Origin of the sequence: Synechococcus sp. ATX 2A4 (assembly GCF_024346375.1) — a bacterium.
Taxonomy (GTDB): domain Bacteria; phylum Cyanobacteriota; class Cyanobacteriia; order PCC-6307; family Cyanobiaceae; genus MW101C3.
The window spans coordinates 1-16,621 of sequence record NZ_JAGQCV010000002.1 but is presented as its reverse complement, the minus strand read 5'-3'; the positions used below and the strand labels follow the sequence as shown (position 1 = coordinate 16,621).

Genomic DNA, 16,621 nt, shown 5'->3' with positions numbered 1-16,621 from the left:
AGTGTGCTCCGTTGATCAGCGAATTCTCCCTTCTCGGGTGATAGTGGGAAGGTCCCCATCACCTGGCCCGGCGTGCCCTGCACCCGGGCTTTTTTTCTGGCCGGGCCTCCATCCCCCGCACCCAGGACACCACTCTTCCTGCTCGATGCGCTCCACCCCTTCCTGGCCCCAGCTGCTCGAAACCCTGCTGCAGGGCCAGCCGCTCGCCGATGCCGATGCCACCGCCCTGATGGAGGGCTGGATCGCTGCGGCGATCGAACCGGAGCTCACCGGTGCTCTGCTGGCGGCCCTGCGCAGCAAGGGGGTCAGCGGCGGGGAACTGGCCGCCATGGCCGCGGTGCTGCGCGAGGCGGCGCCCCTGCCCTGCCCCCGCCCCGCTCTTCCCCTGGTGGACACCTGCGGCACCGGCGGAGACGGGGCCGACAGCTTCAACATCTCCACGGCCGTGGCCTTCGTGGCAGCGGCCTGTGGCGCCACCGTGGCCAAGCACGGCAACCGCAGCGCCAGCGGCAAGGTGGGCTCCGCCGATGTGCTGGAGGCCCTCGGGCTCAACCTGAAAGCCCCGGCCGCCACCGTGGTGGGGGCATTGCCGCGGAGCGGGGTCACCTTTCTGTTTGCGCCCGGCTGGCATCCGGCCCTGGTGGGGCTGGCACCGATCCGGCGCCGCCTGGGCGTTCGCACGGTGTTCAACCTGCTCGGCCCGCTGGTGAATCCGTTGCGGCCGGAAGCCCAGGTGCTGGGCGTGGCCCGCGCCGACCTGCTCGATCCGATGGCCGATGCCCTCTGCCGCCTCGGCCTGGAGCGGGCGGTGGTGGTGCACGGCCATGGCGGTCTCGATGAGGCCTCGCTATCGGGCCCGAGCGAGCTGCGGCTGGTGGAGCAGGGGCAGATCCGCTCGCTCAGCCTCGATCCCACCGCCCTGGGCCTGGCCGCGGCGCCGGTCGAGGCGCTGGCCGGCGGCGATGTGGCCACCAACCAGCGGATCCTGGCGGCGGTGCTGCAGGGGGAAGGCAGCAGCGCCCAGCGTGACGTGGTGGCGCTGAACACGGCGCTGGTGCTCTGGGCCGCCGCCAGGGCCGAGAGCGTGGAAGACGGTCTGGCGCAGGCGCTGGCGGCGCTGGCAGGCCCGGCCCCGTGGCAGCGGCTGGAGGGCCTGCGCGCCGCCTTGGCGCAGGAGGATGATCAGACCAGCGCCGCCCCCGCCCCTTGACCGCCCCCTCCGCCGCCCTGCTCGTGCTCGCCGATGGCACCGTGCTGCGGGGCACGGCCTTCGGCGCAGTGGGCACCACCATCGGTGAAGTGGTGTTCAACACCGGCATGACCGGCTATCAGGAGGTGATCACCGACCCCAGCTACGCGGGCCAGCTGGTCACCTTCACCTACCCGGAGCTCGGCAACACCGGCGTCAACGCCGACGACCGCGAGGCCGACACCCCGCAGGTGCGCGGCGTGATCGCCCGCCAGCTGGCGCCAGTGGCCAGCAGCTGGCGCTGCGAAGGCCTGCTGGCCGACTGGCTGGCGCAGCACGGCGTGGTGGGCATCGCGGGCGTGGACACCCGCGCCCTGGTGCGCCACCTGCGGGAGCGGGGTGCCATGAACGGTGCCATCAGCAGCGATGGCACCGCCGCCGCCGCCCTGCTGGAGCAGGTGCGCCGGAGCCCCTCGATGGAGGGCCTGAACCTGGCGGAAACCGTGAGCACCCCCACCAGCTACGTGTGGCAGCAGCTCTGTGGCGCCGGCTTTGATCAGCGCCAGCAGGCGGCACCGGCCGAGCCCTACCGGGTGGTGGCGATCGACTTCGGCATCAAGCGGGCGATCCTGGAGCGCCTCAGCGCCCACGGCTGCACGATTACTGTGCTGCCGGCGGGCGCCAGCCTCGACGAGGTGCTGGCCCATACGCCGGAGGGGGTGTTCCTCTCCAACGGGCCCGGGGATCCAGCCGCCGTGCAGAGCGGCATCCAGCTGGCGGCCGGGCTGATCGAGCAACCCAGCCTGCCGGTGTTCGGCATCTGCCTGGGCCATCAGATCCTGGGGCTGGCCCTCGGGGGCAGCACCTACAAGCTCAGCTACGGCCACCGCGGCCTCAACCATCCCTGCGGCGGCAATGGGCTGGTGGAGATCACCAGCCAGAACCACGGCTTCGCCCTGGCGGCCGCCTCGCTGGATGCGGCGCAGGTGGAGATCACCCACACCAACCTCAACGACCACACGGTGGCGGCCCTGCGGCATCGCCACCGGCCCGTGTTCGGGGTGCAGTACCACCCTGAAGCCAGTCCTGGCCCCCACGACGCCGACCACCACTTCGGCCGCTTCGTGGCCCTGATGGCCGAACGCCGCGCCTGATCGACCGGCGGGTTTTCGGTTTTTGTGTGCGAGCGGTCTAGGCCTTGCCAGCGCTCACTACACTTCGGTCGCGTTTCGCATCGAGGGCTGGGGCGATTCCAGAACTGCAACGACTGACCGTTTCCTTACGGGGCGGATCTGAGCGTCGCGAGAACTGCCTGCTGTGCAGTTTCACCGGCCAGCTCGACGCCTATTCCGACAAGCAGTTCAAGGAGTTCATCACCGAACAGATGGCCAGCAGCAAGCTGCCCCTCCTGCTTGATCTCACCCACATCGATTTCATCGACTCCTCCGGTCTTGGTGTGCTGGTGCAACTGGCCAAGCAGTGCACCGATGCCGGCCTCCAGTTCGTGGTGGTGGGCAACGCCCGCGTCATCCAGACCGTGAAACTGGTGCGCCTGGAAAGCTTCCTGCACCTGCAGCCCGATCTGGAAACGGCACTGAGTGCCCTTGCCACCGCCTGATTTCGAGGCCGTGCGCTGGCTGATGGGCCTGCAACCGGCGGAAGCCGAGGCGCTGGGCCCCCTGCAACTGGCCTGGCTCGGCGATGCGGTGTGGGAACTGCATCAACGCCTGCGCCATTGCCGCAGCCCCGGCCGCAGCGATGCCCTGCACAAGGCGGTCGTGGAGGAAGTGCGCGCCGATGCCCAGGCGCGGGCCTTGGAACGGCTCGACCCGCTGCTGGAGCCCGAGGAGCGGGAATGGGTGCGGCGTGGCCGAAACCGGGCGGGCCGCGGGCCTCGCCGGGGAGATGCGGGACGCTACGGACAGGCCACAGGGTTTGAGACAATGGTGGGCTGGCTCTTTTTACGGAATCCCGGACGGCTCGCCCAGCTGCTGGATCATCTGGAACAGACCGACCCCTGACCCCTTGCCTCCGTACCCATGAACCAACGTTTCGAGCGCCGCCGGCCCAATGGCGCAGGCGGGGGCAGTAGTCGGCCCGGCGCAGGCCCGCGCGGCGCGCGGCCTTCCCGTCCTGGCGAGGGGCGGCCTGAGCGCCGCGGTCCGGCGCCGGAGCGTGACGGGCGCGAAACCCCCGAACGCGGCGGTGAGGACTATCGCAAGCAGCGCCGCGACCGCGTCCAGCGGCCCGGCGGCGAAGGCCGTCCGGCCCGGGTGATCAGTTCCCGCCCCGCCGGCCGCCGGCCGGAGGCGGGGGCTCCCCCGGCCGAGGGCGGTGGCACCGGCAGCGGCGCCCGCTTTGGCGGTGGCGGCGCCCGATTTGGGGGCGGCGGAGCGCGCTTCGGGGCAGGCGGTGGTGCCCGCTTCGCCCCCCGCCGTGGCACGGAGGATCGCGCCGGCGGCGAGCGTCGCTTCGGTGAGCGGCCTGGTGGTGAACGCCCCGGTGGTGAGCGGCCTCCCGCTGATCGCCCGGCCGGTGATCGCCCCTCTGGCGAGCGCCCCTCCGGCGATCGGCCTGGCGGCGAGCGACCCAGCGGCGGACGCCCGTTCAGTGAGCGCCGGTTCGGCGATCGCAGACCGGAGGGCCGTCCCTCCTTTGGTGGCCGTTCCTCTTTCGGCGGCCGCCCTTCCTTCGGCGGCCGCCCCACGGGCCGGCCGCCCTTCCGCAAGCCGCCGTTCTCGGCTCCCCGGCCCGATGGCCCCAGCGCTTCCGGCGGGCTGTTCGTGGACCGTGACCGTGGTGCCAGCGAGCCGCCCGCAACGGGCGAATCGGAACGCTTCGGCGCCGAACCGGCCGATGATCTGATCTGGGGGCGCCATCCCGCCCAGGCCGCCCTGGAGGGCGACCGGCCGATTCATCGCATCTGGTGCACCCCCGAGCTGCGCTTCGCCCCCCGCTTTCTGCAACTGCTGCGGGAGGCCAAATCTGGTGGGGTGCTGGTGGAGGAAGTCACCTGGGCCCGCCTGGGCCAGCTCACCGGTGGAGCGGTGCACCAGGGGATCGTGCTGCAGGCCGCAGCCGCTGAAACCCTCGATCTCGGCACCTTGATCGACGGCTGCCGCGGCATCGGCGAACCGCCCCTGCTGATGGCCGTGGACGGGCTCACCGATCCCCACAACCTTGGCGCGATCGTGCGCAGCGCCGAAGCCCTCGGCGCCCATGGCCTGGTGCTGCCGCAACGTCGCAATGCCGGCCTCACCGGCTCGGTGGCCAAGGTGGCCGCCGGCGCCTTGGAGCACCTGCCCGTGGCCCGGGTGGTGAACCTGAACCGTTCACTGGAGCAACTCAAGGAGGAGGGCTACCGGGTGGTGGGCCTGGCCGAGGAAGGCACGGTCAGCCTCACCGAAGCCGATCTCGACGGCCCGCTGGTGGTGGTTACCGGCTCCGAGAGCCAGGGGCTTTCGATGCTCACCCGCAAGCACTGCGATCAGCTGATCCGCATTCCCCTGCGGGGCGCCACGCCCAGCCTGAACGCCTCAGTGGCCACGGCCCTGCTGCTCTATGAGGTGGCCCGCCGCGGCTGGATGCAGGCGATCACCGGCAATGCCCCGGCCCCCCGCATCGTGCGTCCGCAACTGCCGAGCAAGGCGGCAGCCAGCAACGCCGCAGCCGCAGCCGCAGCCGAAACCACTGCAGCCGCAGCCGAGGCCGCCCCAACGGCGGTTGAACAAACGTCAGCGGTTGTTGACGGCCTAGACACCTTGGACGACCTGGACGACCTGGACGACCTAGACGACCTGGACGACCTGGACGCTGACGTTTCAGCGGATGGGGAGCTGTTGGCCGTTGAAGAGCAACAGCCGCTGGGTGGGCTGCTGGCCGTTGAGGAGCTGCTCGTTGTGGAAGAGGAGTTGCTGGCCGTTGAAAAGGAGCTCCTCGTCGTTGAAGACGAGTTGCTCATCGTTGAGGGGGAGCTCCTCGCCGCTGAAGGGGAGTTGCTTGTTGCAGCGGAGCTGGTGATGGAGGACGCACTGGCTGCGGGCGAGTCCTTCGCCGCTGGCGAACCGGAGCCGGTGGAGCAAGCAGAAGCAGCGGATCCCGCCACCCAGACCGAGCCCGGCACGGATGTGATCCACAACGAGCCCGCAGCGAACGCGGTCCCCAGCGAGTCCACAGCCAGCGAGGAGCCAGAAACCAGCAGCGAAGCGGCCGCAGCCGCGGAGCCTGCCCCAGCGCCTCTGGAGCTCACCCTGGGGCTCTCGCCGGCAAGCCCCACGGGCTTTCAGGGGGACATTCAGCTCTGAGTCCGACGGTGCACACCATTCGGGCAAAACGGGTAAGGATGGCCCCACGCGAGGGCACAATGGGTCGGTACGAAAAGCCTGAATGGACGCCCTGATCCGGCCTTTGCGCAGCCTGGCGAACGGTCTGGGGATGGCATGGTGGGCCCGGGTTGAAACCCACGATCCCCACGTCATCTATTGGTTCGGCCCGTTCATGCGGCGCCAAGAATTGGAAGTGGAACTCCAGCACTTTCTTGCCGATCTGCAGGCGGAGGCGCCCGGCGGGCTGAGCCACGAAATCCTGCGCACCCACCGGGGCGAACCCCTCACCGACGTCCAGGAGCCCGGCTGATAGCGTCCCTCCAGCACCGATGGGCTTGGGATGGGGATCGCCGAATGGCGTGAGCGGCTGCAGAGCGGAGACGTCTCCGCCCGTGAGCTCACCGATCACCACCTGGCCCGCATCGACGCGGTGGATGCCACCGTGCATGCCTATCTGGAGGTGACCACCGCACGGGCCCGCGCCGATGCCGACCGCATCGATGCGGCCCGTGCCGCCGGTGAGGAATTGCCGCCCCTGGCCGGCATCCCCCTCGCGATCAAGGACAACCTCTGCACCAAGGGCATCACCACCACCTGCTCCAGCCGCATGCTGGAGCACTTCGTGCCGCCGTACGAATCCACCGTCACCGAGCGGCTGTGGCAGGCCGGCGCGGTGCTGCTGGGCAAAACGAACCTCGACGAGTTCGCCATGGGCAGCTCGACGGAAACCTCCGCCTTCGGGCCGAGCCGCAACCCCTGGGACCCGGCACGGGTGCCCGGCGGCAGCTCCGGCGGCAGCGCGGCATCGGTGGCCGCCGGCGAAGCGATGGCGGCCCTCGGCTCCGACACCGGCGGGTCGATCCGGCAGCCCGCCGCCTTCTGCGGCGTGGTGGGGCTCAAGCCCACCTACGGCCGGGTGAGCCGCTGGGGGCTGGTGGCCTTCGCTAGCTCCCTCGATCAGGTGGGTCCGTTCAGCACCAGCGTGGCCGATGCCGCCGAACTGCTGCAGGTGATCGCCGGCGCCGACCCCCGTGACAGCACCTGCCTGCAGGCCCCCGTGCCGGATTACCGGGCCGCGCTGCGGCAACCCATCGCCGGCCTGCGCGTGGGCCTCGTGCGCGAATGCTTTGAGCAGGAGGGGCTGGATCCCCAGGTGAAGGCCTCGGTGCTGGCGGCCGCCGCCCAGCTGGAGGCCCTCGGCTGCGAGCTGGTGGAGGTGAGCTGCCCCCGCTTCAACGACGGCATCGCCACCTATTACGTGATCGCCCCGTCGGAGGCTTCCGCCAACCTGGCCCGCTACGACGGCGTGAAATACGGCTTCCGCTCCGAGCAGGCCGGCAGCCTGGCGGAGATGACCGCCCGCAGCCGCGCCGAGGGCTTCGGCGACGAGGTGCAGCGCCGCATCCTGATCGGCACCTACGCCCTCTCAGCCGGCTACGTGGACGCCTTCTACAAAAAGGCCCAGCAGGTGCGCACGTTGATCCGCCGCGACTTCGACGCCGCCTTCGGCCGGGTGGACGTGCTGCTCACCCCCACCTCCCCCACCACCGCCTTCCGCTTCGGCGCCCACGCCGACGACCCGCTGGCGATGTACCTGGCCGACCTGCTCACGATTCCGGCCAACATGGCGGGCCTGCCGGCGATCTCGGTTCCCTGCGGCTTCGACGCCGACGGCCTGCCGATCGGTCTGCAGCTGATCACCGGCGTGCTGCAGGAAGAGCGCCTGCTGCAGGTGGCCCACCACTACGAACAGGCGGCGCGCGTGATGGACAACCGCCCCGAGGCGGCACTGGTGGCCTGAGCCGGCAGTGACGGTGCCCGGCCCGCTGCGCATCGTTCAGGTGGGCAGCTTCGGCGCCATCGGCGACAACGTCTACCGGCAGCACGAGCCGGCGGCGGCGCTGGCGCGCCAGCCCGGCGTGGACGTGGTGGAAGTGCATCCGCTGGCCCGCCACCGCGATGCGGCAGCGCTGGCCGCCGATGTGCTGGTGCTCACCATGACCATGGACGTGGAGGTGCTGCGGCTGATCCACCAGCGGCGCCTGCTCGGCAAGGCCACCATCTGCGAGGTGAACGATTACCTGCCGGATGTGCAGAGCTGGAATCCCGCCCACCGCTCCTGGTCAGATGAGCGCGGGCTGCACCTGTTCCGGCAACTGATCCGCCGCTGCGCCGCCACCCAGGTCACCTCCGCGGCGCTGGCCGAGCACCTGGCGCCGCTGGCGCCGCGGCTGGCGGTGTTCCCCAACCAGCTGGCATCGCTGCCCCCACCGCGGCAGCCAAGGGCTGGCGCCCCCACAGGCGAGGGCGTGGTGGTGGGCTGGGGCGGCTCCGTGGGCCATCTGCAGGACCTGGCCAGCGTGGCGCCGGTGCTGTGCCAGTGGCTGCAGGCCACCCCCGGCGCGCGGCTGGAGATCATGGCCGATCCGGCGCTGGCAGTGCTGTTCGAGGCGGCGCCGGCCGAGCGGTTCCGCTTCCACTGCGCCGGCTCCCTGGAGCACTACCTCCGCTGGCTGCAGGGGATCGACATCGGCCTGGCGCCGCTGCTGCCGACCGAGTACAACCGCTGCCGCTCCGACGTGAAGTTCCTGGAGTACGCCGCCCATGGGGTGGTGCCGGTGCTGCAGCGGCTCGATCCCTACACCGCCGTGGCCGATGGCGTCGAAGGCTTCCTGTTCGCCGATGCCCAGAAGCTGCGGGCGGTGCTCGACCGCTTGGTGAGTGATCCGCCACTGCGCCAGCGCGTGGCCGCCGCCGCCTACGCCCAAGTGGCCCGCCACCGCCGCCTCGATGATCACGCCAGCGCCCGGGTGGCCTTCTACCGCGACGTGCAGGCCCGCTTCCCCGCCGCGCAGGAGCCGCTGCCGGAGCTGCTGCGCCAGGCGGGTGCCCGCCGGCTGGAAAGCCTGCCCGGGCTGCGCCGCTGCGGCGATCACCTGCACCGCCTCGATCTCGACAGCCCGGCCGACCAGCAGCGGGCCGCCGGTGTGGACGCGCTGCAGGCCGGCGATCTGCCCCGGGCGGAAGCGGCCTTCCAGGCGGCGGCGCAGCTCGACCCTGGCGACCCCTACGCCCCCACCTTTCTGGGGCTGTGCCACTGGCGCCAGGGGCGGGCGCGGCAGGCGCAGGCGGCCTTCGAGCAGGCGGCGGCGCTGGATCCGTTGCTGTCGCGGCCGGTGCGGGGCCTGGCCCGCCTGCACCGCCAGGCCGCCGAGCACTACGCCCAGCTGGCGGCCCAGCTCAATCCCCCGGCGGATGCGGACGCTGGCGCCACGACTGCTGCTACGGCCACGCCATGACCAGCAACGAAGGGGCAGGAGCCGTCCGCCTGCGCGGGACCTTCCAGGCAGCCCGCGGCTTGGAGCGGGCCCAGCGCTGGGGGGAGGCCGAGGCTCTGTACCGCCAGTTGCTGCAAGAGGCGCCGGCCCACACTGCCGCGCTGGTGCAGCTGGCCAACGTGTGCCACCGCCTGGGCCGTGCCGAAGAAGCCCTGCAGTTGCTCGAGCGGGCCTTGGAACTGAACCCCCAGCTCACGGCCGCCCACACCAACCGGGGCGTGCTGCTACAGCTGCAGGGGGATCTGGAGGGGGCCAGCGGCTGCTACCGCCAGGCGCTCAGCCTCGATCCAGGCTTCCAGCAGGCCGCCGACAACCTGGCCCAGGTGGCCGATCAGCTGATCCGCAGCGACCGGGTGGAGCCGGGAGAGCAGGCGCTGCGGGCCTTGCTCAGCGCGAACCGGAACCATGCCAGCGGGCTCTACACCCTGGGCGTGCTGCGGCTGGGCCAGGCCCAGTTCGAGGTGGCGCGCCGCTGTTTCGAGCGGCTGCAGCGTTGTGCGCCACCCCAGGCGGCGGCGTTGTTTCAGCTGGGGCAGGCGCGCGAGGCCCTGGGCGATGTGGAGGGTGCGATCGAGGCCTACCTCGAAGCGCTGCGCCTCGATCCGGCTGCCAATGATGTGCTGCTGCATCTGCAATCCGCGCGCCTGACGCTGTGCGACTGGGAGCGCCATCACGACCGCCTGCAACGCCTGCAACGCCGGCTGGCGGCCCATGTCGAGCATCCCGGCGGCGCCCCGCTGACGCCGCTGCGGCTGCTGTGCTTTCCCTTGCCGCTGGAGCTGCAGCGGCAGGTGGCCACGCGTTTCAGCGAGACCTGCACCCGGTCGCTAGCCTCGCTGCCGCCGCTGCCGCCGCTGCCGGGCGGGCCCGCCGCGCCGACGCAGCTGGCCGCGGCATTGGCAAAGGGGCAACCAAGGCGCCTGCGGCTCGGCTACCTCTCCGCGGATTTCCGCGATCACGCCATGGGCTCCCTGATCCACGGCCTGTTCGCCCACCACAACCGCGAGCGCATCGAGGTGTTCGCCTATGCCCTGGCCGATCGCCATGACACCCACACCGCCTCCGTGCAGGCCGGGGTGGACCACTACACCGAGGTGTTCGGCTGGAGCAACGGGCAGATCGCCGAGCGGATCCGCAACGACCAGATCGATGTGCTGATCGATCTGATGGGCCACACCCACCACAGCCGGCCGGTGGTGCTGGCGCTGCGGCCCGCGCCGTTGCAGCTGCTGTATCTGGGCTACCCGGGAACCCTGGGCGCCAGCTGGATCGATGGCCTGATCGCCGACCACTGGTTGATTCCCCCGGAGCTGGAGCGCGGCTACAGCGAACGGGTGCTGCGGCTGCCCTGGGCGTTCGTGAGCTCGCCGCCGCCGCCGGGGCTCGGCAGTGAAGCAGCCCGCCTGCCGGGCGCCGGGGTCAGTCGGCGGGAGCTGGGCTTACCGGAGCAGGGCGTGGTGTTCGCCTGCTTCCACCGGGCCGAGAAGTTGGATCCCGACCGTTTCGACCAGTGGCTGGAGATCCTGCGGCAGGTGCCGGGGTCGGTGCTGTGGCTGCTGCTGGAGCGCCCGCTGGTGCGGCAGCGCCTGCGGCAACGGGCGGCGGCCGCTGGCATTGCGCCAGAACGGCTGGTGTTCGGGGAGCTGATGGATGGCGCCCGCTTCAGCGCCTGCTGCGCCCTGGCCGATCTGTTTCTCGACACCGCGGCCTACGGCGCCGGCGCCACGGCCGTGACGGCGCTGCGGGCCGGGCTGCCGCTGCTCACCTGCCCGGGGCAGAGCTTCCCCTCCCGCATGGGTGCCAGCCTGCTGGCCGCCGTGGGGCTGGACGAACTGATCACCCCCACGCCGCAGGCCTACGTGCAGAAGGCGGTGGCCCTGGGCCGCGATCCCGCAGCACTGGCCCGGTTGCGGCGCCACCTCACGGAACAGCAGCAGGAGCTGCCGTTGTTTCAGACGGATGCGTGGGTGAGGAACTTTGAGGCGGTGATCCTGGAGCAGGTGGAACAGGTTGCGGGGGGGATCAAGCGGGTGGAGGTGGAAATGATTCCGGAAGGGTGAAAAGCGGACGGAAGGGGGGGGTCATGTCACAGACCCACGTCTCTCCTGGAACTGGAGGCGCCGGCTAGGTGGTGCAGCCTGTCTGGTCGATGCCGCCCAACCCGGATAGCCATCAGCAAGCCTCAACTGGGCAAGCTGCCGGTGCCCCCCAGAACCGGAGCGCCCAGCCCCGCTGAGAAGGCCTGCTAAAGCTGAGCGGCGAGAACGCACTGAAGCAGAACGGAGCGAAGGTGAAGCGCCTGATTGCGGTTGAAAAACGCACAGGCCGAGCCCCTGGCCCACAGGCAGCAGCACCCAACCGCTTCGCCCGGCCGACCACCAAGGCAGGGCAAGCCAAGGCATGGCATGGCATGGCCACGATCGACAGCGCTGCTTCGCCTGGTCCGGTCAACCTTTCGACAGCGGCGTCTCGTTGCACTCCGAGGCAGTGTCTTCACCAACGTGGTGGACATCATCACCTTGGATGGCGGCATTTACCCGTAGACATTCAGGAGATGGAGGTGAATCGTCTGAGCACTGGCCTTCAGCGGGCTCAGCAGTCACGAAGAAATGAGTCCTGCTGAGCGAAGAGACAGGTGATCGGCGCATAGTGGAGATGAACGAAGGATTCATTTTCACTACGGCAGCAGACCTCTACGACAGCAGCTATCTACAGCAGCAGCCGTCTAGAGCACTTGCTTCATTGCTTTGGAGAGCCACAGAGTTCACCTCTCTACTGATTGGCATCTCTCCGTGGAGCGAGATCTCCGCCTTTACTACAGCCGGCCAATCGAGGGATCATGTCATGACATTCACAACAATCAACGCCGAATCCGCTGTACCCCAATCACTCGCCGGTGAGATCGAACGCACCAGTGAGGCAGCAAGCCATGGGGATCCCGTGGGGATGAACCCCCTTGGCGGTGGCCTTGTCGCCGGCGCGTCGTTGCAAGATTGGTTCCTCCCCGGCACCCCGATGGCTGCCGATCACAGCTCTCCAGGCAACAGAACAACTCGCCTCGTCACTGGCGACCTCAACAACGACGGATTCCCCGATATCGCCGCCGCCCACGGCTTTCGTACCGCTGGTGTGTACCTCAACAACGGCGACCAGTCGTTCGCCCCTGAGGCGGTGCTCTCGGAGTCCTGGTGGCCTGTCTCCCAGAACATCGGCGCCACCTCCATCGCCCTTGGCGACCTGGACCTGGACGGCAACCTCGACCTGGTCGTTCCCATCTACGGCGGCCACTACACAGGGCGCAATATCCAGCTCTACCGGGGCCTTGGTGACGGCAGCTTCGCCCCCTGGCCGGTCGGCAACGGAATCATCATGTCCAGCGGCGCCAACCCGATGTTCGCGGGTATTGCTGACTTCAACGGCGATGGCCGGCCGGATGTCGTGGTGGGACACAACAATGGCAGATGGTCGGTGGACGTCCTCACACAAGCCGCGGATGGGAGCTTCTCGGTCTCCGACTCCGATCGGGCGGGCCAGAACCCACAGTACTTCGATCTGGCCGACTTCAATGAAGACGGAGCTCCAGATGTCGTCGTTGGCTCTCTCTTCACCGGCGTGCTCGTCTTCGTGAACGACGCGAACGGACGCGGCGCACTTCATCAGGTGGGAGGCACCTTTTTCCCCGACGGCAAACCCAACCCAGGAACGCCTCCTTTCCACCGTCAGTACGTCGTTACCGCAGACTTCAATGCCGATGGCCACCAGGACATCGCTGTGCGCGGCGGGTTTGATACCCGCGTCGACATCCTCTATGGGGATGGCAATGGCGCTTTCCCGACGACGGCTACATACAACGCCAGCGGGATCGACGGCTATCTCGCCGCGGCGGACATGGACCGGGATGGTGACACCGACCTGGTGGTCGCCTCCTCCTCTACGAAATCGGTGGACCTGCTCCTCAACGATGGCAGCGGCCGATTCAGCGCGGCCCTTTCCACCGTCCTGAGCGCGGCACCCTGGAGCGTCACCGTGGATGACTTCGACCAGGACGGTTGGGATGACGTCGCTGTGTCACGCAGCGATGACACGATCCAAATCCTCTGGAACACGGGCGGAATCACTGTGAACCCCGCCTCCTTCACTTTGGCTGAGAATCGCTCAGCCAACACCCTCGTCGGCACCGTGATTGCCAGCGGGGATGCTCCTTTGAGCTTTGCGATCACGGCGGGCAACAGTGACCCCGACGGCGACAGCCACCTCGCCTTCGCGATCAACCCAACCACCGGAGCCATCACCGTCAACGACAGCGGCGACCTCGACTACGAAACAACCCCTCAATTTACCCTCCAAGTCACGGCAACCGATACCAGCGGTGTGACCGCTGCCGCACCCGTCACCATCACCCTCACCAACGTGGATGAACCGGGCAACGAATCTCCAGAAGCCCAGGACGCAACCTTCACCCTACCTGAGAACAGTCCCAACAGCACCTCCGTAGGCACCGTCACCGCCACCGATATTGACGCAGGAGACACGCTCACCTACGTCATTACTGCGGGCAACAGCAACCCCGATGGCGACAGCAATCTCGCTTATGCCATCGACAGTACAACTGGGGAAATTACCGTCAATGACAGCGGTGACCTCGACTTCGAGACCACACCAACCTTCAACCTGACCGTGGAAGTCACCGATAGCGGGGGACTATCCGATACCGCAGCCATCAAAGTCAACCTCAGCGACAACTTTGAACAGGTAGGAAGCCCAGGGGATGACCTCCTCTCAGGAACCTCTGGCAACGATGTGCTCAACGGGTTGGGCGGAGACGACACCCTCAGCGGCGGTGCAGGTAACGACACCCTCAGCGGCGGCGATGGCATCGATGAGATTCAGGAACAAGGGGATGTCAACTTCACCCTCAGCGATAGTCAACTGACGGGATTAGGGACAGATACCCTCATCAGCATCGAACGGGCCAGCCTCAGCGGCGGATCTGGTAACAACACCCTCGATGCCAGCGCCTTCACCCGCGGGGCCGTTGCCCTCAGCGGCGGTGCAGGCGACGACCACCTGATCGGCCCCCGGGAGGCCGGCACCTGGCACTGGGGCTTCTATGCCAATCGCTTCACCGGTGGGCTGGGAAACGACACCTTCACGGGCGGGGTCGGCTGCGACGCCATCGTCGAAAGCGGCGACACCGACTTCACCCTGAGCGCCACCCAGTTGATCGGTAACGGAACGGACACCTTCACCAGCATGGACATCGCCTACCTCATCGGCGGGCAAGGCAACAACCGTCTGGATGTCGCTGGCTTCACCGGGAACCTCACCGTCCTTGATGGCCGAGGCGGGAACGACACCCTTGTCGGCGGGGTCGCCTACGACTGGGTGCGCGGCCAAGCCAACAGCGACTTCACCCTCACCGACAGCCAGTTGCGCGGTGCTGGCGTCGACACCTTGATTAGCATCGACGCCGCCACCCTCATCGGGGGGGCGGGCGCCAACACCCTGGATGTCTCCGCTTTCACCGGCGTCCTGACCATCCTGGAAGGCGGCGGTGGCGACGACACCCTGATCGGCCGCACCAGCGGCCTCGATCGGGTGCGCGCCCGCGGCGATGTCGACTTCACCCTCACCGACAGCCAACTCACCGGCCAAGGCACCGACAGCCTCCAGCACATCGACCAGGCTGAGTTGATCGGCGGGGCCAGTGCCAACACCCTGGATGCCTCCGCCTTCACCATGGGCAGCGTCTTCCTCAGGGGCGAGAGCGGTAACGACACGCTCCGTGGTGGCCACGGAAACGACCACCTTGAGGGCGGCCCTGGCGATGACCTCCTCAGCGGCGGGGCCGGCCGCGACCGCATCGTCGGGCGCGGCGACACCGATTTCACCCTGAGCGCCAACCAGTTGAGCGGCCTGGGCACCGACAGCTTCGACGGCATCGAAGAAGCCCACCTGATCGGCGGCCCCGGTGCCAACACCCTGGACGGCTCCGGCTTCACCGGCGCCCTCGTCATCTACGAAGGCCAGGGCGGCGACGACATCCTCATTGGCCGTGCCACCGGCAACGACCGCGTGCGCGCCGCCGGCGATGCCGACTTCACCCTCACCGACAGCCAACTCACCGGCCTGGGTACTGACAGCCTCCAGGACATCGACCAGGCCCAGCTGATCGGCTACTCCGGCGCCAATCGCTTCAACGCCAGCGCCTTCACCCTCGGCCCCGTGTTCATCAACGCCGGATCGGGCAACGACACCCTGACCGGCGGCGCCGCCAACGACACCCTCATCGGTGGCGCCGGAGCTGATTGTTTCCGCTTCGCGTCGGCCCTCAACGCCGCCACCAACCGCGATGTGATCACCGATTTCTCGCTCGCTCAGGGGGACACGATCGAACTGGCGAACGCGGTGTTCACCGCCCTGCCCACGCCTGGCCCGCTAGCCGCCTCGGCCTTCTTCATTGGTGCTGCTGCAACCAGCAGTGACCACCGCTTGCTCTACAACAACGCCACCGGCCTGCTCGCCTACGACGCCGATGGCAATGGCGTGGCAGCTGCCATCGCCTTTGCCGTCCTCTCACCGGGCCTGGCGCTCACCAGTGCCAGCTTCACGGTGACCTGAGTGCAGGCATGGTCACCACCCTCACCAGCAGGCCTGGAAATGAATCTTTAGAGCCACTCAGCAGCTCCCCAGTTTGGGAGCTAACGATCCAAGGGATCCATGGAGCTGCGACACAAGCAACGTAACGCTGTGCCTGAAGACAAGGACGATGAGCCAAAAAACTTCTAGGGAGACTCTGGAAAAGTCAGCCTATTCACGGGACAATGGCCTTGTGATCGCAGGTAAGGATTGGGTTCATGGGTGGAAAGCAGCTTGGATTCGGGGACTACGAGCAGTCCACAGCCAAAAAGCGCACCAAACGTGAGCGTTTTCTCTCTGAGATGGAGGCGGTTGTGCCCTGGAAGGCGCTCATCGATCTGATCGAGCCCTACTACCCGAAAACCAGCTCCAAGGGCGGCCGTCCGGCCTATCCGCTTGCCACCATGCTGCGTATCCACCTGATGCAGCAGTGGTATTCACTCAGTGATCCAGCGATGGAGGATGCCCTGATCGAGGTGCCAACGATGCGGCGCTTTGCTGGCATCGACATGGTCAGCGAACGCATCCCGGATGAGACCACGATCCTTGCATTTCGGCACCTGCTGGAGAAGCACAACCTGGGCGAGCAGATCTTTCAGGCGGTGAAAGCCCATCTCAGGGACCGCGGCATGGCCATGAAGCAGGGAACGATCATCGATGCCACCTTGATCTCGGCTCCCAGCTCCACCAAGAACAAGGCTGGGGAGCGAGATCCAGAGATGCACCAGACCAAGAAGGGCAACCAGTGGTACTACGGGATGAAAGTCCACATTGGCGTCGACAAGGACTCCGGCCTCATCCACTCTGTGGAGACCACCGCCGCCAATGTGCACGACCTCACGGCAGCAGCCGAGCTGCTCCATGGTGATGAGGAGGTGGTCTACGCCGTGGCCGCAGGCTTCTGCGAAGCAGTTGCCGGTTACCAAGGCATCGAGAAGCGCCCTGAAATGGAAGGCAAGAGCACCACCTTTCGCATTGCCATGCGACCCGGGAAAAGGCGCGCCTTGCCCGATACAGCCGAGGGGCGACTGGATGATCTTGTTGAGACAGCCAAGGCTCATATCCGTGCCAAGGGTGAGCACCCATTCCGCGTGATCAAGCAGCAGTTCGGATTTCAGAAGACTCGCCTA

At 68.1% G+C, this 16,621-nt stretch carries 11 protein-coding genes; all 11 read left to right on the top strand.

Going from position 1 to position 16,621, the window contains the following annotated elements; genetic code table 11:
* Positions 1-145: 145 nt before the first annotated feature.
* Positions 146-1,210 carry an anthranilate phosphoribosyltransferase gene (gene trpD / locus KBY97_RS01920; protein WP_255144986.1) on the top strand — a complete coding sequence of 355 codons (1,065 nt, stop codon included), beginning with the start codon at positions 146-148 and terminating at the stop codon, positions 1,208-1,210.
* Positions 1,207-2,343, top strand: a complete 1,137-nt coding sequence (gene carA, locus KBY97_RS01915) for a glutamine-hydrolyzing carbamoyl-phosphate synthase small subunit (protein WP_255144985.1) — start codon at positions 1,207-1,209, stop codon at positions 2,341-2,343. Before trpD ends, carA begins: the two co-directional genes overlap by 4 nt.
* Before the next feature lie 113 nt (positions 2,344-2,456).
* Positions 2,457-2,807 carry an STAS domain-containing protein gene (locus KBY97_RS01910; RefSeq protein WP_255145243.1) on the top strand — a complete coding sequence of 117 codons (351 nt, stop codon included), beginning with the start codon at positions 2,457-2,459 and terminating at the stop codon, positions 2,805-2,807.
* 22 nt (positions 2,808-2,829) lie between these two features.
* Positions 2,830-3,210: a ribonuclease III domain-containing protein gene (locus KBY97_RS01905; RefSeq protein WP_255145242.1), complete on the top strand. Its 381-nt coding sequence runs from the start codon at positions 2,830-2,832 to the stop codon at positions 3,208-3,210.
* A gap of 18 nt (positions 3,211-3,228) precedes the next feature.
* On the top strand, positions 3,229-5,493 hold the full coding sequence (rlmB, locus tag KBY97_RS01900) for a 23S rRNA (guanosine(2251)-2'-O)-methyltransferase RlmB (RefSeq protein WP_255144984.1): 2,265 nt from the start codon (positions 3,229-3,231) through the stop codon (positions 5,491-5,493).
* Between the two features lie 82 nt (positions 5,494-5,575).
* Positions 5,576-5,824 carry a DUF1816 domain-containing protein gene (locus tag KBY97_RS01895; RefSeq protein ID WP_255144983.1) on the top strand — a complete coding sequence of 83 codons (249 nt, stop codon included), beginning with the start codon at positions 5,576-5,578 and terminating at the stop codon, positions 5,822-5,824.
* Positions 5,825-5,854: 30 nt separating this feature from the next.
* Positions 5,855-7,315 (top strand): Asp-tRNA(Asn)/Glu-tRNA(Gln) amidotransferase subunit GatA, encoded by a 1,461-nt coding sequence (gatA, locus tag KBY97_RS01890; RefSeq protein ID WP_255144982.1) that lies wholly within the window; start codon positions 5,855-5,857, stop codon positions 7,313-7,315.
* Between the two features lie 13 nt (positions 7,316-7,328).
* A complete protein-coding gene (locus KBY97_RS14700) occupies positions 7,329-8,813 on the top strand; it encodes a glycosyltransferase (protein WP_255144980.1) in 1,485 nt (494 codons plus the stop codon).
* Positions 8,810-10,912: a tetratricopeptide repeat protein gene (locus KBY97_RS01880; protein ID WP_255144979.1), complete on the top strand. Its 2,103-nt coding sequence runs from the start codon at positions 8,810-8,812 to the stop codon at positions 10,910-10,912. Before KBY97_RS14700 ends, KBY97_RS01880 begins: the two co-directional genes overlap by 4 nt.
* A 784-nt stretch (positions 10,913-11,696) precedes the next feature.
* Positions 11,697-15,473 (top strand): FG-GAP-like repeat-containing protein, encoded by a 3,777-nt coding sequence (locus KBY97_RS01875; RefSeq protein ID WP_255144978.1) that lies wholly within the window; start codon positions 11,697-11,699, stop codon positions 15,471-15,473.
* Positions 15,474-15,709: 236 nt separating this feature from the next.
* A partial coding sequence (locus KBY97_RS01870; protein WP_255144977.1) for an IS5 family transposase occupies positions 15,710-16,621 on the top strand: 912 nt, incomplete at its 3' end.